This window comes from Enterococcus sp. AZ140, from assembly GCF_051714405.1.
Taxonomy (GTDB): domain Bacteria; phylum Bacillota; class Bacilli; order Lactobacillales; family Enterococcaceae; genus Enterococcus_B; species Enterococcus_B pernyi.
This window is the reverse complement of record NZ_JBIORU010000001.1, coordinates 70,715-89,332: the sequence shown is the minus strand read 5'-3', so window position 1 is coordinate 89,332 and position 18,618 is coordinate 70,715. Positions and strand designations below refer to the sequence as shown.

General features: G+C 35.2%; 17 protein-coding genes and 1 riboswitch. Of the genes, 6 read left to right on the top strand and 11 right to left on the bottom strand.

Annotated features, from left to right (window positions below; all coding sequences use genetic code 11):
- Window positions 1-69 precede the first annotated feature (69 nt).
- Both IGJ39_RS00395 and IGJ39_RS00390 read right to left on the bottom strand, forming a co-directional pair.
- Window positions 70-1,086: a LacI family DNA-binding transcriptional regulator gene (locus IGJ39_RS00395; protein ID WP_010734491.1), complete on the bottom strand. Its 1,017-nt coding sequence runs from the start codon at window positions 1,084-1,086 to the stop codon at window positions 70-72.
- Window positions 1,087-1,362: 276 nt separating this feature from the next.
- Window positions 1,363-1,968, bottom strand: a complete 606-nt coding sequence (locus IGJ39_RS00390; RefSeq protein ID WP_019724049.1) for a class I SAM-dependent methyltransferase — start codon at window positions 1,966-1,968, stop codon at window positions 1,363-1,365.
- 325 nt (window positions 1,969-2,293) lie between these two features.
- Window positions 2,294-2,461, top strand: a riboswitch (M-box (ykoK) riboswitch).
- Window positions 2,462-2,910: 449 nt separating this feature from the next.
- Here IGJ39_RS00390 and IGJ39_RS00385 point away from each other — a divergent pair.
- Window positions 2,911-3,039, top strand: coding sequence for a LysR family transcriptional regulator (locus IGJ39_RS00385; protein WP_229048988.1), 129 nt, complete (start codon window positions 2,911-2,913; stop codon window positions 3,037-3,039).
- Between the two features lie 136 nt (window positions 3,040-3,175).
- On the opposite strand, the gene tnpB is transcribed toward IGJ39_RS00385, so the two are convergent.
- Both tnpB and tnpA read right to left on the bottom strand, forming a co-directional pair.
- On the bottom strand, window positions 3,176-4,324 hold the full coding sequence (gene tnpB, locus IGJ39_RS00380; RefSeq protein WP_430608123.1) for an IS200/IS605 family element RNA-guided endonuclease TnpB: 1,149 nt from the start codon (window positions 4,322-4,324) through the stop codon (window positions 3,176-3,178).
- Window positions 4,325-4,340: 16 nt separating this feature from the next.
- Window positions 4,341-4,745: an IS200/IS605 family transposase gene (gene tnpA / locus IGJ39_RS00375; protein ID WP_019724606.1), complete on the bottom strand. Its 405-nt coding sequence runs from the start codon at window positions 4,743-4,745 to the stop codon at window positions 4,341-4,343.
- 137 nt (window positions 4,746-4,882) lie between these two features.
- On the opposite strand from tnpA, the gene IGJ39_RS00370 reads away from it, so the two are divergent.
- The 3 genes from IGJ39_RS00370 (at window position 4,883) to guaA (ending at window position 8,508) form a co-directional block, all read left to right on the top strand.
- A complete protein-coding gene (locus IGJ39_RS00370; protein WP_019723172.1) occupies window positions 4,883-5,584 on the top strand; it encodes a LysR substrate-binding domain-containing protein in 702 nt (233 codons plus the stop codon).
- A 376-nt stretch (window positions 5,585-5,960) separates the two neighbouring features.
- Window positions 5,961-6,884, top strand: coding sequence for a type I pantothenate kinase (gene coaA, locus IGJ39_RS00365; RefSeq protein ID WP_019723173.1), 924 nt, complete (start codon window positions 5,961-5,963; stop codon window positions 6,882-6,884).
- Window positions 6,885-6,942: 58 nt separating this feature from the next.
- Entirely contained in the window at window positions 6,943-8,508 is a 1,566-nt protein-coding gene (guaA, locus tag IGJ39_RS00360; RefSeq protein ID WP_019723174.1) for a glutamine-hydrolyzing GMP synthase, read from the top strand.
- A gap of 99 nt (window positions 8,509-8,607) precedes the next feature.
- Here the strand turns inward: guaA and IGJ39_RS00355 are convergent, their stop codons facing one another.
- The gene (locus tag IGJ39_RS00355) at window positions 8,608-9,903 is read right to left on the bottom strand and encodes an ISL3 family transposase (RefSeq protein ID WP_019723175.1); all 1,296 of its coding nucleotides are present in this window, start codon (window positions 9,901-9,903) and stop codon (window positions 8,608-8,610) included.
- 624 nt (window positions 9,904-10,527) lie between these two features.
- Here IGJ39_RS00355 and IGJ39_RS00350 point away from each other — a divergent pair.
- Window positions 10,528-11,064, top strand: a complete 537-nt coding sequence (locus IGJ39_RS00350; protein ID WP_019723176.1) for an HNH endonuclease — start codon at window positions 10,528-10,530, stop codon at window positions 11,062-11,064.
- Window positions 11,065-11,374: 310 nt separating this feature from the next.
- On the opposite strand, the gene IGJ39_RS00345 is transcribed toward IGJ39_RS00350, so the two are convergent.
- From IGJ39_RS00345 to IGJ39_RS00320, 6 genes are all read right to left on the bottom strand, one after another.
- A complete protein-coding gene (locus IGJ39_RS00345) occupies window positions 11,375-11,803 on the bottom strand; it encodes a TIGR04141 family sporadically distributed protein (protein ID WP_019723177.1) in 429 nt (142 codons plus the stop codon).
- Entirely contained in the window at window positions 11,804-12,817 is a 1,014-nt protein-coding gene (locus IGJ39_RS00340; RefSeq protein WP_019723178.1) for a DUF4179 domain-containing protein, read from the bottom strand.
- 4 nt (window positions 12,818-12,821) lie between these two features.
- Window positions 12,822-13,331 (bottom strand): RNA polymerase sigma factor, encoded by a 510-nt coding sequence (locus tag IGJ39_RS00335; RefSeq protein ID WP_029594030.1) that lies wholly within the window; start codon window positions 13,329-13,331, stop codon window positions 12,822-12,824.
- A gap of 231 nt (window positions 13,332-13,562) precedes the next feature.
- Window positions 13,563-14,237, bottom strand: coding sequence for a hypothetical protein (locus IGJ39_RS00330; RefSeq protein WP_438764113.1), 675 nt, complete (start codon window positions 14,235-14,237; stop codon window positions 13,563-13,565).
- 541 nt (window positions 14,238-14,778) lie between these two features.
- On the bottom strand, window positions 14,779-16,095 hold the full coding sequence (locus IGJ39_RS00325; RefSeq protein WP_080570500.1) for a bacterial Ig-like domain-containing protein: 1,317 nt from the start codon (window positions 16,093-16,095) through the stop codon (window positions 14,779-14,781).
- Window positions 16,092-16,871: a BspA family leucine-rich repeat surface protein gene (locus IGJ39_RS00320; RefSeq protein WP_438764112.1), complete on the bottom strand. Its 780-nt coding sequence runs from the start codon at window positions 16,869-16,871 to the stop codon at window positions 16,092-16,094. The genes IGJ39_RS00325 and IGJ39_RS00320 overlap by 4 nt, the downstream gene beginning before the upstream one ends.
- An 18-nt stretch (window positions 16,872-16,889) precedes the next feature.
- On the opposite strand from IGJ39_RS00320, the gene IGJ39_RS00315 reads away from it, so the two are divergent.
- Window positions 16,890-18,371, top strand: a complete 1,482-nt coding sequence (locus tag IGJ39_RS00315) for a helix-turn-helix domain-containing protein (RefSeq protein WP_195339596.1) — start codon at window positions 16,890-16,892, stop codon at window positions 18,369-18,371.
- The last annotated feature ends 247 nt before the right edge of the window (window positions 18,372-18,618 follow it).

Below are 18,618 nucleotides of genomic sequence, written 5' to 3'. Positions count from 1 at the left end.
GGTTTACTATTTTCTCGCAATGTATCTTACCAACTTTGTAAACACTTACATAAGCAATATAACGCCCTACTAGACCTTTGTCAATGTTTTTACGCTCTCACGAATAATTAATTTTGTTTCAAAGACTTTGTTCGGAACTTTTCTTTGTGGAAATTCAATCGTGTCAATCAAAAAGCGAGCTGCATAAAAACCAATATCGAAACTCGGTTGCTTGACCGTTGTCAACTTAGGGATCATATACTCAGACAATTTTAATCCATCAAAGCCGATGACCGAAATATCCTCTGGAATACGCTTGCCCATTTCATCGATTGCTTGGTAACAACCAATCGCCATGGCATCATTGCCACAAAATACCGCCGTTACATCTTTATGACGTAACAAGCGCTTACTTGCTTCGTACCCTCCTTGGACAGTCAAGTCTCCTTCTTCTACAAACTTACCGTTGAACGCCAGTCCATGATCTTTTAGTGCATGACGATAACCATTGAATCGCTCTTCTAACTGATAATAGCCAGTTGTCTCTTTTAACATACCAATTTTCGTGTGACCGTTTTTGATCAATAACGAGACAGCTTGATAAGCGCCTTCATATTCCTTCACGATCAAGCGACCGTTATCTCGACGATTCAACCCACGATCGATCAGGATGATCGGCATGTTGTTATAAAAACTACTATCAAGGGCATACTCTTGAGGCAACACATTCGGCGTCGCTAACAATAAACCATCTACGGATCGATGAGAAAGCTCCCTTAAATACTTCAGTTCATTGTCTTGACTATGTCTGGAGTTACAAAGAATGATGACATATCCTAAGGGGTTTAAATAACTTTCGACCCCTTCGATCACTTTGGAAAAGAAGAAATCCGTCACATCTGGCACGATCATGCCAATCGTTTTTGAGTGACGATTGATCACATTGGAAGCAAAATAATCTGGCTTGTAATGATGTTCATTTACGATCGACAACACTTTTTTTCGTGTCTTTTCACTAAAACGGCTGCCTTTATTATTTAAAATCTGTGACACAGTCGTCACTGAAACACCTGCCATCTCAGCAATATCTCGAATTGTCAGTTTCACTTTTGTTCCCCCTTTATATATGTAAATTCCCTAACAGTGTACCAAATGGTTTTCGAAATGGATAGAGGGAAAAAAGGCTTGGTCAAAAGTAAATCAATCCCATATAGATATTTGCTAAGCAAATTTCATAAACGATGTCTTATTTTTTCGAAGCTAGCTCTCACTTCCCCTAACCCACTCTATTTACCCATCTTACTTGTATGAACAAACAACGAAGCAGTCGAAGAAATTCTTACTCATTCCTTCGACTGCTCCGTTATTTTCATTCGATTATGTTCAATCTTCTTTTACACTTCGGATAATATAATAGCCTTTATCTTTGATCACGATTTCTGCGTTACCAAATGTTTCTTGCATTTTCTTTTGTGCGCTAGGTGCACCTTGTTTTTTCTGAATGACGATCGTTAAGGTGCCACCTGTACATAGGCGGGGATATGCGCCAGTCAAGATTTCATGTACAACTTTTTTGCCTGCACGAATCGGTGGATTGCTGACAATTGCAGCATAGTCTGTTTCTGTCACCTCTTCATAAATATTTGACTGATGAATCGCTACATTTTTGATTTGATTGCGCTTCGCATTTCCTTGTGCCAAGTCCACCGCTCTAGCATTGATGTCTACCATTTCAACAAAGCGCTCACTCGCATAGGCAAGAGAAAGCCCGATTGGACCATAGCCACAGCCAACATCCAAAATTTTGCCATCTGGTAGCTGTGCCCATTCAAAGGCATCGATCAATACACGTGAGCCATAATCAACTGTTTCACGTGAAAACACACCCGAGTCTGTCACAAACTGAAAGGTTTTCCCTCTTAGCTCAAATGACCATTCGTCAAACTCATGAGCAGTCTCTGGGTGTTCGGAATAATAATGATTCGTCATAGTTTCCATCCTTCTTATCTGTTAGTTGTTCATAGTCTAACGTGTTCCATGAGAAGGTGCAAGCGAAACTGTGTTTCTTCTGTTTTCTTTTATAAATATAACCATTTAATCGCGATACGGAAGAAAAAAATTTTCTTAGCTGCTCACTCTTCTCCTTTTTCGGTATTTGCGTAATCTGTTTCGTGAAAGTAGAGAAAATATCAATAGAAGTCCCATAAACCTTACTATTAGCGTTTTTAAGAAGACAAATATCTCCATGATATCTCTATTCATGAAACGCGCATGATTGACTATTACTTCCACTGCCCTTTATGATATGGATGAAAAATAATCATATTAGGTGAGGTTACTCTGAAGAACACAGGTTATCGCTCGGAAATGTCGAGAGACAGTAACGTGTAAAGCAGGAATTGTCGGATTAAGGCTTTTCCAAGATAACTAGAACTTGTTTCTTACGTCTCAGAAAGCCAAAGCTCAATTAACGTGATTACAATTGCGCCTTACAATTGCAAATTACACTTACCAATGTTTATTTGAGTACACCGCCCTTTATGTATTAAAGAGGCTTTTTTATGTTGTCAGCAAACCTCACGCCACCAAAAAACAGTAGTAAACCGCTTTAAGTAAGTGTGTCTTATTCCTCATTCTTTTGCTTTCTTAGGTGTATTGATTTCCTTTCCTAGTTGAGATTCGCTTCATCCATTGCAACCTATCAATCACTAGCCTTCGATCAAGAATCTATAAATCATTGACTCGCATAAAAATCAACTAGCGACTGATAAAACTGTCATGCTTCATTTCCTATTAAAAGTAATAGTGATTCGTTTCACATTCATTAAGGATTGTTTAATCTCTATGTGTGCTTCACGATAACTATTGTTTTTTTAAGAGGCCCATGAGACATTTAAAAGGAGAATAAAATGATAAAGGAGGCATAGCTGTATGTCGATCGAAAAATTAGAATATTTCTATATGATTGCCCGTTTCAACAGCCTCTCGCAAGCTTCAAAAGAGCTACATGTTAGTATTTCTTCGTTAAGTAGTTCTGTGAACTACTCACCACTTAGCTAAACCTACCGGTTTTTAACGCTTGAAGTGGGAGCTTCTTGGGAATAGAGCATACTTGCAAGCGTATTTCTTTACTCACAGCGGTTTCTCTTATTTACCAAGCTATCCCCGTAGTTCCTACGGTTTTTGATGATTGGATCTAAGCTAATCCCATAGAATGTAGTCTTAGACCTTCGGTCAGAATATTGATACTAGCATTGATATCTCGGTCATGATGAACATGACAAACAGGACAAGTCCATTCTCGAATTTCTAGAGATTTCTTGCCGTCTTTGTGTCCACAATTCGAACAGATTTGACTAGATGGGAACCACTTATCCACTTCGATAATATTTCGACCGTACCAGTCAGCTTTGTATTGTAACCTAGTCACAAAACTAGACCATGAAACATCCGAAATACTTTTTGCTAGTTTATGATTACGCAACATACCTTTTGTATTTAAGTCTTCTATACAGATCATATCGTGGTTTTTGATAATCTCTGTGCTCAACTTGTTTAGAAAGTCATTGCGTTGATTCATTACTTTTTCATGTAGTCGTGCTATTTTACGTTTTTGTTTTTGATAATTTCTAGCTTCAAACAGATTGATACCTTTTTGTTTAGCTAATAATGCACGTCTTGACAACTTACGTTGTTCACATTTTAGTTTTTTTGACATTTTTGACGTGAATTTATTGTTATCAATCTTTTGACCATTAGAAAGGATTGCAAAATCAGTTATACCAAGGTCAATTCCAATAGCGGAATTAGTTTTAGGAAGCTCAGCTATTTCTTCTTTACACAATAAAGAAATATAATATTTACCGCTAGAATGACGTGATATTGTAGCGGATTTGATCAGACCTTTAGGTTGTCTATGGAGCGTAATTTTAACTAACGACTTCAACTTAGGAAGTTTGACAAATTGATTATCAATCAAAGTGATTGTTCCATTTTGATTGTTAGTCGTATAGCTTTGAACTGGATTTTTCTTGCTTTTGAAACGAGGAAATCCGGCGGACTTATCACGAAAGAAGTTCTTATACGCCTTATCTAGGTTGAGTTGTGCATTTGCTAAAGCAAGACTATCCACTTCTTTCAAGAACGGAAAATCTTGCTTATATTTTGCAGGCGTTGGAAAACTCATTTTTTTAGAGGAATTTTTCCTAGTTTCTTTATAAGCTTTCATTCGGTCATCAAGCATTAGATTGTAGACCTTACGGACACAGCCAAAAGACTTAGCAAAGAAGGTTTCTTGTTCTTCTGTTGGATAGATTCTAAATTTATATGCTTTTAGTCGCTCCATAAAGCTCGCCTGCTTTCTATTTATGATTGTTTCCTTGATTTTGAATATATTTCTTAATCACATCAATTGGTGCTCCACCAGTTGTCAAAAGACAAAAACTTTTTGACCAGAACATTTCTTTCCAAAGAAATTGTTTGATTCTTGGATAATTGCGCTTTATCAAACGTGAACTAGCACTTTTATAGGCATTGATAAATTTTGTCAATTCTGTTTTTGGTTGAGCTTTGAACATAATATGAACGTGATCTTTATCATGATTCCACTCAACTAAAGTGATGTGATACGATTCTGAGATTCTTTCAAAAGTCGCTTTAGCGTAGTTAGATATTTCATTATCAATTACTTGTCTACGATATTTCGTTACTAAAACAAGGTGATAATAAAGAAGAAATACTGAATGGTTATTTGTGTCTAATTCCATGTTATATCAACTCATTTCTTGTATAGACTGATTTTAACATGAGACAAAATAAAAAAGCAATACGCCTTAGTTGTCGGTCTTCGAGTTACCAACGGTAACCCTCATACCGAACGGCATTCATCACCCACCTATAGAGGATGGGCGACTTCTGCCTAATTCTGTTAAATGAATCAGTAGACTATCCTGCTTTGCGTGTCGGTACAAGCGATGCTTCGTTTATCTTTGAAGCAAACAAATATCCAATCCGGCATCAAAACTTTACGATCGACTACCGTTATATTCCTTCATTGGATCTGCTAAATAAACTAAGTCAGAAAGAAATCGACTTTGCCATTACTTCTGCTACCCTAGATCACCCCAAATTTATTCAAACAAGGTTAGCCACTTTGGAACTTAAAGTAGCAATCAGTAACTATTTTGTAAAACCAGATGGGATATTATCCGCGGAAGTACTAGAAGAGTTACCTTTTATCTTTTTACTCGACCATGTAGAACATCAAGTGATTACGAAAAAAGTAGTCAAACAGCTGACCAATGAACCAAAATATGTCGTCTGTCCAGATAGTTTAGGAGCAGCGAAAATGATTACAGAAGGAAAAGGAATGCTATTAGCCAATACCTTTGTGCAAGAACTTTTAGCTATTGAACCTGTTTGTTTTGTCTCTCTACCAACATTTCCAACCATTCATTTTTATCTTTATAAAAACAGTGAATCAGAAAATTTTTACTTCTATCCAGAGGTTGAAAAAGAAATCCAAGCGATTTTTAATCAAACATGTCACACTACACAAATGATGGGATCTGCTGATACTGGCACCTATTACTTGCCAAAACGATGAATACTGAAATCAAAATAAAACAAGTATTTCAATGTCGTAAATGAACACCGATAAGAGATCCCAGAGAGATTTATCTTCGAAAAGTAAGGCGGCATCCACTGAATTTGTTCTTCAAATTTTGGTGGGTGTCTATTTACTTCCCAAAATGTTACTTCTATTCCTGCCATTTCAGTTAACTTTGAGTTAAACTGTTACTTTTTTCTTACTCAATCCTCTATTCTCCTCGCCTCTTTTCAGTTATCAAAAAAGAAAGAACGCCTATTCTTCCATCCTCTGATATGAGAAAAAACCAATTAGTTTCTCGCCTAAGTGGTAGGGTTTGACACGCATTTATGTTAAAATAGGTCCATTGATGGGAGAATCCAGGAGGCTATGTATGAATGATCCAATGAATTATTACCGTGTGGCAAGAGAAGAGTGGCGCGAATTTTACCGAAATGGTCAAGCTCCATTGACACAAGATGAACTAGATAGTATAAAAAGTTTGAATGACCGTATTTCCATGCAAGATGTTCGCGACATTTATGTACCACTTGCGCACTTGATTTTTCTGCATATGAAAGAGTTTGAATCCCTCTCTCTGAGCAAAGGGTTATTCCTTCATAAATATACTCAAGTCCCACCTTTTATTATCGGGATTGCCGGAAGTGTCGCAGTTGGTAAAAGCACCACCGCGCGCTTATTGCAAATGATTTTGTCTCGGACATTCAAACGAAGAAATGTCCAGCTGATCACCACAGATGGTTTTTTATATCCGAATAAAGTCTTAAAAGAACGTGGTATCATGGACCGGAAAGGATTTCCGGAAAGCTATGACATGGAAAGGTTGATCGATTTTCTTAATCAAGTGAAATCCGGTCAAGAAACAACCAAAGTTCCCGTCTACTCTCACGATGTCTATGATATTATTCCCGATGAATATGAACTGATCCAACAACCGGACATTTTGATTGTCGAAGGAATCAACACGCTTCAACTACCAGCTAATCAACAGATTTACGTCAGTGACTTTTTTGATTTCTCTGTCTACGTTGATGCAGATTCTGAATTGATCGAAAAATGGTATTTGGATCGCTTTGGCGCGTTACTTGATACAGCTTTTCAACATCCACAAAACTATTACTACCAATTTGCCATTGGTAATCGTGAAGATGCGTTTAAAATGGCAAGAGATGTATGGAAAAATGTGAATTTGAAGAATTTAAACGAATATATCTTGCCTACTCGTGGAAGAGCCGATATAATTCTCCATAAAACTGAAAATCATATTATCGATTCGATTTTCATGCGAAAATATTAGCATTTTAAAATAGTTCAACTATTTTGAGATAAATTTTAAAGGGATAGGGGTAATAAATGTGACGAACGTTGCCGATATGACAAACGTTGAAAAAATCATCGTACTAGATTACGGTAGTCAATATAATCAATTGATTACACGACGCATCCGTGATTTAGGTGTTTTTTCTGAATTATTGAGCCACCGTATTACAGCTGAAGAAGTGAAAGCCATGAATCCGAAAGGGATCATCCTTTCTGGAGGACCAAACAGTGTCTATGATGAGAATGCTTTTGGCATTGATCCTGAAATCTTCAATTTAGGCATTCCAGTGTTGGGTATTTGTTATGGTATGCAATTGATCACGTACAAACTTGGCGGTTCTGTTGAGCCTGCAAAAAACCGTGAATACGGCAAAGCATTGCTTGAAGTAACAGCCGATGATGCGGCACTATTCAGCCAAACACCGAAACAACAAACCGTTTGGATGAGCCATGGGGATCTAGTAACCAAAGTACCAGAAGGTTTTGAAACTGTTGCTACAAGTAGCGATTGCCCAATTGCATCGATCCAAGACAAAGAACGTAACTTCTACGGTATCCAATTCCACGCAGAAGTCCGTCATTCAGAATATGGGATCGAATTATTACGTCATTTTGCTTTTGACATCTGTCACTGTGAAGGCAATTGGACAATGAATAATTTCATCGACATGCAGATCGAAAAAATCCGTGAACAAGTTGGCGATAAAAAAGTCTTACTTGGTTTATCTGGCGGAGTGGATTCAAGTGTCGTTGGTGTCCTTTTACAAAAAGCGATCGGTGATCAATTAACATCGATTTTCGTTGACCATGGTCTATTGCGTAAAGGCGAAGCGGATCAAGTCATGGAAAGCTTAGGCGGAAAATTCGGCTTGAACATCATCAAAGTAGATGCAAGAGAACGTTTCTTAAATAAACTTGCAGGTGTCTCTGATCCTGAAGAAAAACGTAAAATCATCGGTAACGAATTCGTATACTTATTTGACGACGAAGCAACAAAGCTTGCCGGCGAAGAAGGTGTGTCTTTCTTGGCACAAGGAACACTTTACACCGACGTAATCGAAAGTGGAACAGAAACTGCCCAAACGATCAAATCACACCACAACGTAGGTGGCTTGCCTGAGGACATGCAATTTGAATTGATCGAACCATTGAACACATTATTCAAAGACGAAGTCCGCGAACTAGGGACACAGCTTGGTATGCCTGACTCAATCGTTTGGCGCCAACCATTCCCTGGACCAGGTCTTGGTATCCGTGTCTTAGGTGAAATCACTGAAGAAAAATTGGAGATCGTCCGTGAATCAGATATGATCTTACGCGAAGAAATCGCCGCTGCCGGTCTTGACCGTGACATCTGGCAATACTTCACTGTTTTACCTGGTATCCGTTCTGTTGGTGTCATGGGCGACGGTCGTACGTATGACTACACAGTCGGTATCCGTGCGGTCACATCGATTGATGGTATGACAGCTGACTTTGCACGTATCCCATGGGATGTGCTACAAAAAATCTCTGTACGTATCGTCAATGAAGTCGCACACGTGAACCGTATCGTGTACGATATTACCTCTAAACCACCAGCAACTGTGGAGTGGGAATAGAATAATCAAAAAATCCGGGCTCTTTGTCAATAAGGACTGATGAGTTGCGAAAAATTAAATCTGGGTCAGAATGAACCTCATTCTGGCTCAGATTTTTTGTTATCTAACTTTGATTAATTGATTGGTCAAAAAGATTCTAATTTTCATGTTCTCAAATGATCTAAATCCGTAGGATACTCGTTTCATCGTTTTTATGTGGGTATTCTTTGCTTCTATTTTTCCATTGGAGTAAGGATAAATCATCGCATTGGCGATGCCTTCTTTGTAGGTCAGAAGGTTTTGAAGTTTCTCACGAAAGCCGTCATCTAACGTTTCGGGAAGTTCTGCCAATAAGGAGAAAAACAAGTCAGGGTCTTTGTCTCGAAAAGCTTCAACTAATTCATGGAAAAAGGGATACGCCACCTTTAGAGGCGTAGAAAAGCTAAGCAATCGATCAATCATCATTGCTTCAGTAAGAAATGGGTATTTAGGTGCTCGGAAACTTTTCCATGTTTTATATTCATAGTGGTTAATGTTTGCACGATTTTTTAGCAGAAAGCGCCAGTTCTTTTTCAGTTTTTCTGCATGGCTTTTCTGTCCTGCTTTACGCAGTTCATTCATTTCACGGATACGTAACTCATTGAAAGCTTGATTCATGTGTTTGACAATATGAAACCGATCAATCACTACTTTCGCATTTGGCAGAACGCGTTTGGTGAGCTGGAAGTAGGCGGCGTTCATGTCTGTGACTAAGAATTTTACTTCTTCTGGATTGATGCAGCCCAAGAAATAGTTTGTTAATCGAGGTAATTTACGCGTAGGTAAGATATCAATTAAATTACCTGTTTCTCCATCTGCGCAAATAAAGCTCATTTTATCTTCTATGGAAGTGTGTGAACGAAATTCATCAACCATCAATACTTTGGGGAGAATTCTCTTAGTAGGCTTTGGTAAATAGCTTTTAAACTCTTTCAATGTACGAATAACGGTGGTCAAAGACACCTGACAGCTTTTCGCAATAAAAGATAAAGAGACTTTTTCAGTCAGTAAAGAAGCAATTTTATATCTGACATGATCCGCAATTGAATGTCTTGGGCGGACAAAATAGCTTTGAGCAGTCCAATGGGTTCGACAGTTTTTACAGGTATAGCGTTGCTTTTTTAAGCGCATAATCATTGGCATATGATTGTATTGTTCAAAGCGGACAATGATTTCCTTCTTCCCATTTTTCACCACAGTTGCTTTCCCGTTTCCATCTACCACAGTAGAACCACAACTTCTACAGGCACGAGGAGCAGGTGAGAGAATGGCATTAATGACCAATGTCTTTTCCTTATGAAAGATCTCGTAAGAGACCTTAGTAATCATCAAATCTTTATCTATTAATCTTAGCATTTTTTTGATAGAATCATTCATATAGCATATCGTCCTCTCAGTTGTTTATTTTGTGGTGATTTAATCATACTAGAGAACGATATGTTTTTTAATACCTAAAATGAAAATGGGACTGAAGAATCAATTTTGATTCATCAGTCCCATAAATTATAGAGCCAAAATCCGTGAATCCTTTGTTAATGAAGAGATTCACGGTTTTATTTTGGTTTTTTAATCAATAACCTTTGTACATAGAGAATTGACTATTAAATGATTGATAGTAAATAATAAACTACAAAGAATTTTCGTAGGCGCTGAAGCATATGGTCATCACTAATATTGGTTAATTTCAATATATAGATATAGAGCATAGTACTAATTTTGAATATACTAATTTATATAAAAGTATTCAATATGAAAAATCACCTCGTGAAAGTATCAAGAAATTATATAATGAAATAATTTATATTTCTGGCTTATATCAGAGCAAATACTCTTTGATGACGACGAAAAATTAGTTTTAGACAGTGAGTAACAAGTTAAAACTCACTAAATTTGATTTAATTGATTACCTTTTGATGAAAATGAAAAAACATCAAACAAAATTATTTTTAATAAAAATTATAAAGCTATTTTAGATTAATAAAATTCTGGATGGGAGATACTATGGCTAAAAGGACGAATATTAAAACTACAATTGGTGATATTGTGTCATATTGGGTAACAAAAGTTTATGAGGGAGATTTAAGCATAGATTTTAGTGAGGCTCATGAACGATGCTGGCGATGTGGATATCAAAAAAAATTGGAACGATGCCATATTATCCCACATTCTTTAGGTGGGCAAGATATTCCTTCTAACTACGTATTATTATGCAAAAGATGCCACATTGATAATCCTAATGTTTCTGATCCAGAAATAATGTGGGATTGGTTAAAAGCTTATAAAGCTGATTTTTATGACACGTTTTGGGTATTTCAAGGTATGATTGAGTATAAAAAAATCTATGGAATTTCTTTTGAAGAGGAATTAATTAACAGAAATATTGAGAATAAAATTGTTGCTGACATAGTCAAAGAGCAATTTAAAAAAGCAAGTATTCATTTTGGAAATCCTGAATTTAACGTTGCGACTATCGCTGGTATACTAAAAATGTTTTTAAAAGAATATGATAGACAAATATCTACAACCACGCAACGATAGAAAAAAATATTCTAAAAAAATGTTTCCTCCTATTAGCAACCTTTATTTAAACAACTTCTATCCTTACAATACTAAGACTAGTACGAAGTGAATAGAATGAAATAAACTTAATTAATTAAATTTTTTGATACTGATTAAACCGAAAAAACACATAGAATCAAAAATTCCCTGCCAAGTTCACTCTTAGCAGGGTTTAACTTTCCCATTAGCTGATTTATCTAATTAAATTTTTCCAAACTTAAACGTCGAGTTACAAAATACTATTTTTTATGTATCTACACAAACTCAATGACACATATCTAAGTGAAAATTACTTTACCTCTATCTTCATTAAAGAATATTTGTACTGCATTTGCTTTAGTTGATCCAAACTTTGAGCCAAACTAACCATAGAAAAGAAAGGAAGTATTTCAAAAATTTCTTTTTCTCTCTTATCAACATTCGCATAAACCACCTCATAGACTTGGTTCTGAGCATTCGCTTTTAAAAAATTTTTTCCTAGTTTTTCTTTTACTTGTTTATTTATATGGTTTCTGAACTCTGAATCGCTGCTTAATAATTGAGCAGACACAGTACCCTGAGAAAAAAAATGACTCAATTTAGATGAAGAATCATTCTTCTTAACATGAATAAATTTTTTATCTCTAGTAAAAATGTCGTATATCACTACAGAGTGAGAATAGAAAAAGAAGTCCATTGAAAAATATAGCTTTGTAAAAAATAAGGCTAGTTGATTCACCTATTTTTTTAATACAATGACATCTTTACCATCCATTTGGACATTTAATACATCTTGCTCATCGTATCCAATAAAATCAAAATACCAAAGTACTTTACCCTTACTAGATAAACGACTTGCCAATAAGTTAGATTCTTTCAGTTTACCTTCACTTTCATAGGTGAGTTTTATGTCCGTACTATTTTTTGCACCATTCAACGGATCAGCTTCTACAACAAACATTGTAGGATAAGCTTTGCCAAAGGCTTTATTACCAGTTTCTATTACATTACCTGTAAAACCAATTGGTTGAAAATTTTTCATTTCTTGTACATTTACAGGTAAAGGCCAATTACCTTCCGTAGTTAATATTTCAACCTTAGAAAATCCTTTCCCAGCTCCTTTTTCACCTTGATTTACTCCACTTATTTTGTTAATTTCAACTGACAGTTCCTCCATAGTATCAAAATTATTTTCGAAACTATTTATTAGATAAGAAATTTCTAAAGTATTTGTGGAATCATCGAAGTATTCATTGAATGTATAAGAGTCAACTTGAGAATTTTCTGTAGAGTTGTTTGTAAATAGTACTTCGCCATCTTCTTTGATCGAAAATCCTAAGTTATAGTAATCAATTTTTGAAGACATAAGCTCGGATTTTTCAGGAAGATTGATAATGAAATATAGTCCTAATTGTTTCTGGTCTATGTAAGCTTTTTCTAATTTGATTTCAATTTCGTTGTCTTTAACAACACTATTTAGTTGATGAACAAATTTTTCTTCCACTAACTTTTTGGATGTAAATTGTCCAAATTTCAAATAATTTCCAACAGCTTGTGTTATTGGAGAGATGCAAACAACTATCAAAACCAACGCAGCTATACTAGCTATTAGTATTGTTCCAAGTCTTCTTTTCTTATTTCTACTTTTTTTGATTTTTTGGTACGCGACATTTATTTTTTCTTTTACTTCCCCAGGTATTTTTTCTTCATTATTTTTTAGATTAGCTAATTCTTTTTCAAAATCTTCATTCATATTTTTAATCACCTTTCGTGTATTCTTTTTTCAACCAGGCTTTACCTCTAAAAATTCTTGATTTCACAGTCCCTAATGGTTCTCCAATAATAATACTAATCTCTTTGTATGAAAAACCGCTGTAATAATAAAGTAAAATCGGTACTCTATACACCGGATCTAGCTTTGAAATAAGGTTTTCAAGTTCCAATCCTTCTTCACAATCTTCCACTAATAATTTTTGATAATTGTTAGAATAGTTATAGGAAAATTTATTATTTTTCTTAATCAGGCTATAACTCTGGTTAATCAATATTTTTGTTATCCACGTATGAAAATATTGTGGCTGTTTCAAATTCTCAATTTCTTCAAAAGCAATTAAAATAGTATCTTGTAAAACATCGGCTGCATCTTCTATACCTAAATATCTTTTGGCTACCCCATAAAGAACATTTTCATACTGCTCTATTAACTTTACAAAGGCTTCCCCATCCCCTTTTTGAGCTCTTTTAACTAGCCATTTTTCACTTAACAATAGAAATTCACCACCTTTATCTAACCTATTAGAGCAAAAAAACATACAAAAAGTTCCCTTTCAAAAAAATTTTTCTTAAACAATGGATACCTTGTCAAATCAGCTGAATAAAAGTTGGAATGAATAACAAAAAGACTGAGAGGTATCTAGGCTCTCAGTCTGTAATCATATTTAAATTTTCTCTGAATAAATATTATTTACCAATAGACTTAAATCACTTTTATAGGCACATTAATCAACATTTCCTACCCAGTAATAGGTGCCATTTTGTGGATTATGGTTATAGTAACACTTCGTCCCATTTAAATAAAGATAGGCATTTTTATTAATCAGCGTTCCTTCAGCATACCCAGAATCAAGTGTATTCCATGCTTGTGTCTCCGTCCCAATTACTCCATTATCATTGTGAGACTCCCAACGTAATAAAGGACCTACAGAGTTTATTGCTTTAAATAAGTAACCAGCAAATCTCCAACCACTTCCTGAAAATAGATTTGAACTATAGCTTGCTCCATATGCTAATCCTCTTACAGTGGAGGGTGGTGTAGCCGCCCTTAATTGTCCTGCTAGTAAGCCTGGATTGTTTGGATTTTTAAACAATTGATCAGTTAATTTGTCTTTTATTTCTCCCCATGTTATAGCATTGGGATCAGTTTCGCTGTTATAACTTGCTACAACTTTACCAGTTTTGATAGACGTTTCTATCATTTCACCGTGCAGAAATCCTCCTTCATGAAGGATTAAAATTTTTGCATTATCTGAATATCTATTCTGGATTTCTTGTTCAGTAACAGAACCAGATAATGGCTTATCTTTCCTTTCCGCTGCATGAGTATCATTTTCAGTTCCAATAAATAATCCTACTGTTATAAGTGTTGCTACTAATAATAACTTAATCCATTTCATAGATTCCTCTCCTAGCTCATAATAATTTTTATATCTTAGCAAGCGCTTACTTACCACATATTATAAGTTTTTTCCGTTACTCATTTTAAAATTATTAATGTTTTTTTAAAATAAATATTTTTAATAACTATTACTTAAGATAAACTTATAAGAAACGATCATTAAGCATCGTATTAGGAATATTTCTTGTGTGAATAAGTGTTTAATGGCATTTGGTGTGAGAATTGTGAATCTGCGTATCCAAATTGAATTGCACAAATTTTAAAATGTTTATAAACAAAATATTTGAACACAAAGACTATAAAAAATATTGGCAATTCTTACAGACTTTTGCCCTCTTAAAAGATAATAAAATAACTAAAATTTATATTTTCAATTTGTTTTACTGTGTTGTAAAATCAATTAACTGGTTTCTATTTTTAAAACTCTTCAAGTAGATACAAAAAAATCCTTCCTACAAATAAAATAGGAAGGATCAAAAAATAGAAGTCAACTTTAGGCTATTAGCAGATGATTGAACATTCTATCTATTTGAATCATCTTATTGGACTTTCTTTCTTCTTGTTAAATAGAATAACGAAATAAGAAGCATTAATACTCCAGCTAGTCGCCATATGTTGTTTGCTTGCTCTCCAGTGTAGGGTAAGTTTTTATAGCTGATTTTATTATTCGTTCTATTACTAGTTTTGTTGCTTGGTTTATTGCTTGGCTTGTGGCTTGGTTGATTGTTAGTATTTTGAGGATTTTCACCTTTATTATTATTACTTGTAGTTCCATTTTTGTCTTTAGCTCTAACAGTGATCGTGGCAATACTCGTTACGCCTTCGTAGCTATAAGTTACTTCATAGGTGCCAGCTTTCGCTGTATCTACACTACCTTCCACCGTTACAGCTTCGAAACTTACTGAGTTGCCATTTTTATCAACTGCACTATCAAAGTTGTCTTCTGCTTTCCATGTTGAACCGATATAAATGGTGGAATCATGAACATTTACGGCCGTCCCTCCAGTTTCTTTCACCGTGATCGTGGCGATACTCATCACTCCGTTATAGCTGTACTTCACTTCATACGTGCCAGCTTTCGTGGTATCTACCGCACCTTCCACCGATATAGCTTCGAAATCTACTGGATTGCCATCTCCGTCAACCGCACTGTCAAAGTTATCTTCTGCTTTCCATGTTGACCCGATATAAACAGTGGAGTCATGGACATTCACGGCCGTTTGGATTGCTTTCACGGTGATTGTAGCAATGCTTGTTGCTCCGTCATAGCTGTATTTCACTTCATACGTACCAGCCTTCGTAGTATCCACTGTGCCTTCAACTGTCAGATCTTCCAAAGCCACTGGATTCCCGTCTTTATCTTTCGCAGAAACAAAATTATCTTTTGATTCCCATTTATCCCCTTCGTAGATAGAAGAATCAATCACTTCAATACTTTCTTGTGAAGTAGCCCAATACCAATCTCCCTCCATGGTTGCACCCGTATAATTAGTTGCTAACTCTAAAGAAGTATAAAAAGGCCCTGACTGGTCTTTCTGCCATTTTCCAATGTAGGTATTATCAATTGGTGGTGAACCTAATAAAGAATCTTTAAATACAAAATTTTCTCCTAGCTTGATATGTTCGATCGGCGTTTGCCAAAAAGTATCTGGGCCCATTTTTGCTTGCAAGGTATTAAAATTTGATATATCCAGTGATTTTATACCCGCATAAGAAAACATACCCATCATATTCGTAAGATTCGGTGTTTCAAAATTGGATAAATCAAGAAATGTTAAATTTGTCATTGCATAAAACATTTCTCCCATATATGTGACAGAACTTGTATCAAAATTTGATATATCAAGGGAGGTCAACCTGCTCGCCCAGCAAACATCTGTCTCATATCCGTCACTTTACTTGTGTCAAAACCTGATACATCAATTGAAGTTAACCCAGACATACCCGAAAACATATAATGCATATTAGTGGTTTGACTCGTATCAAGATAGCTTAGATTTTCTATGTTTCTAACTTTGTTCAAATCACAAAATAGCATTTGTAAAGATTCACCTGCTATTACCTTTCCTTCAAAAATTATTGAAGTAATTTGATCAGCATATGAAAAAAATGGTGAACGCCCATTCGTCATAACCGTTGGCGATAATTGACCTGCCCCTATATGCAAAGTGCCATCAGCCTCAATTATCCAATCAACTGTACCCAAGTGACCAGATGCAACTTCATTGGCTATTATACTAACTTCTCCAGTTGTAGTTTCTTTTTGCGACACTAATTCCTCTCCAACTTTGTTAGCTAAGGAACTATCTTCCACTTCTTCAATGGGCGTTGAATCTTCACTGAAAGATGCTTTCTCATTTGCTCCCCCAGTGTTATTGGATTGATTGGTAGAATCTTCTACAATGCTCTCAATCGATTCACTAGTTGCGCTATTTTCAAGCATGCTTTCAGTACTACCAGTCATATCTCCTTGGTCGCCCTCTTGCGCCTCTAGTTCCTGTGACTGCTCTATTTCAATAGTCTCCGCCACTACTTGACCCGTCTCTATTATGGAAGGGCCTACTAATAACATGACAAAAAAACGACTACTATCCACAATTTCTGTAGAATAAACGACAAAAATTGTATTCAAGAAATGGAGTAAATAAGGATGATACCAGACTATTTAAGAAAAGAATTAGCAGTTCTATTTTTTATTGTAAATAAAGACCAAACAACGACTGCTGATATTTCACGAGATTTGAAGTTATCTAAAAGGACCGTTAGAGAAGCCATTTCAACTATAAAAAAACATTTAGAAGAACATCAAGACCTCAAAGATTTTATCGTGATAAAAAAATCTGGTATTATTCAAATTCAGCCCACGTTTAAATCAAAAGCAATCGATGCGGCATACAATCTAAAGCTTCAATTACTTAAAAGAAATACAATGTTTAATTATACTGTTTTATTACTTACTCGAACTTCGCTTGATAAAAATACAATCATAAATGAGCTTTTTATCTCAACTAGTTATCTGAATAAGATTACCCAGAATCTAAATGAATTATTCTCAGCTTTCGACTTCACAATTACTATTACAAAAGGAATTTATTCTTTAAAAGGAAATGAAATGAACATACGGTTGTTTTCTTATGTATTCTTGCAAGATTCGTTTCAAGATATAGAATGGCCTTTTTGTGATATAACCCTTGAAAGCATTCTAGAGAATATTCCAGAAGAAATATTGACCGACTCACACAAACGATCAAATATAAAAAATAGATCCCTATGTATTCTCTATGCTATTTTGCAAATCAGGGTCAAAAATCAGAATTATGTGACTCCACCAAAAGACCGATTGAGCCAAACGCTATTCACGATTGTTCATGAAATTCTTAGGATAGCTTCGATTTTTCAACAGAATATATTTGGTCCTCTTGAAAGAAACGTGGAAAAAACGGAAATTCAATATTTTAATTTTCTTGTACGTATTTTTATTTCAGATATCATTCAAACACAGGATAAAATCGATTTAGGAAAAACTTTTGTTAAAGAAAACCATCCTTACTGTGCGCTGTCTAGAGATATTCTTAGCCTAAACGCTATTTTGATAGACGATAACATTTCTGAAGAAGAACTCTATCTATTTAACTACTATATAACATTATTCAATACTTTTTATTTTTTAGTTGGCGATGTATTAGATTGTTATAGTGATTTATTTATCCCGTCTTGGTCTTTTCATTCACATGTAAAAAATCAATATATGTCGATCATTGAAACGAATCTATCCTCCCTTACTCTTAATGATAAACACAAAAATTACTTATCAAATCAACTATATACTCTTCTCACTTCTGAAATGAAGTCAGACGTGAGAATCTATTTATATTTATCCAAAGACTTTACTGCAAGTTTTTTTATTGAAAATCAGCTTAGACATTTGTTTAATGAAAAGCAAATTAAGATCACAGATAATTATTCTTTATCAGATATCGTCATCACGGATACATTAGAACGGTCAACAGCAAATAAGAAGATTTTTTATTTAGAGTCATTAGTTAATGAAACAAGATGGAAAGAACTACTCTTCTTGATCCAAGAAACCTATCTAGACAAACAAAAGAGGCAGAAAAATCCATCCCACTAATATTAAGCGCTTACTCAATTGTTATTACAAAGAAAGCAAAAAGAAGAGCAAATAGAATCAGAATTAGCGCTATTTGAAAGAACAAGACGAGTATATTTGCCTAACAAACTGATCTGTCCCGTTCAAAGGCAATAGTCGGAAAAACATACAAGTGGCTTTGTCCAAGATTTCACATTGTACGAATATGAAGGCTCAATTGCGTTCCATCGTTTTCACTTACGTAGGAAACAAGCAGCGACAATTGATA

Coding starts and splice junctions, on each gene's coding strand:
- IGJ39_RS00390 (WP_019724049.1), bottom strand. CDS start 1,968: ATGACGAATCATTATTATTCCGAACACCCAGAGACTGCTCATGAGTTT.
- IGJ39_RS00385 (WP_229048988.1), top strand. CDS start 2,911: ATGTCGATCGAAAAATTAGAATATTTCTATATGATTGCCCGTTTCAAC.
- tnpB (WP_430608123.1), bottom strand. CDS start 4,324: ATGGAGCGACTAAAAGCATATAAATTTAGAATCTATCCAACAGAAGAA.
- tnpA (WP_019724606.1), bottom strand. CDS start 4,745: ATGGAATTAGACACAAATAACCATTCAGTATTTCTTCTTTATTATCAC.
- IGJ39_RS00370 (WP_019723172.1), top strand. CDS start 4,883: ATGGGCGACTTCTGCCTAATTCTGTTAAATGAATCAGTAGACTATCCT.
- coaA (WP_019723173.1), top strand. CDS start 5,961: ATGAATGATCCAATGAATTATTACCGTGTGGCAAGAGAAGAGTGGCGC.
- IGJ39_RS00355 (WP_019723175.1), bottom strand. CDS start 9,903: ATGAATGATTCTATCAAAAAAATGCTAAGATTAATAGATAAAGATTTG.
- IGJ39_RS00350 (WP_019723176.1), top strand. CDS start 10,528: ATGGCTAAAAGGACGAATATTAAAACTACAATTGGTGATATTGTGTCA.
- IGJ39_RS00340 (WP_019723178.1), bottom strand. CDS start 12,817: ATGAATGAAGATTTTGAAAAAGAATTAGCTAATCTAAAAAATAATGAA.
- IGJ39_RS00330 (WP_438764113.1), bottom strand. CDS start 14,237: ATGAAATGGATTAAGTTATTATTAGTAGCAACACTTATAACAGTAGGA.
- IGJ39_RS00315 (WP_195339596.1), top strand. CDS start 16,890: ATGATACCAGACTATTTAAGAAAAGAATTAGCAGTTCTATTTTTTATT.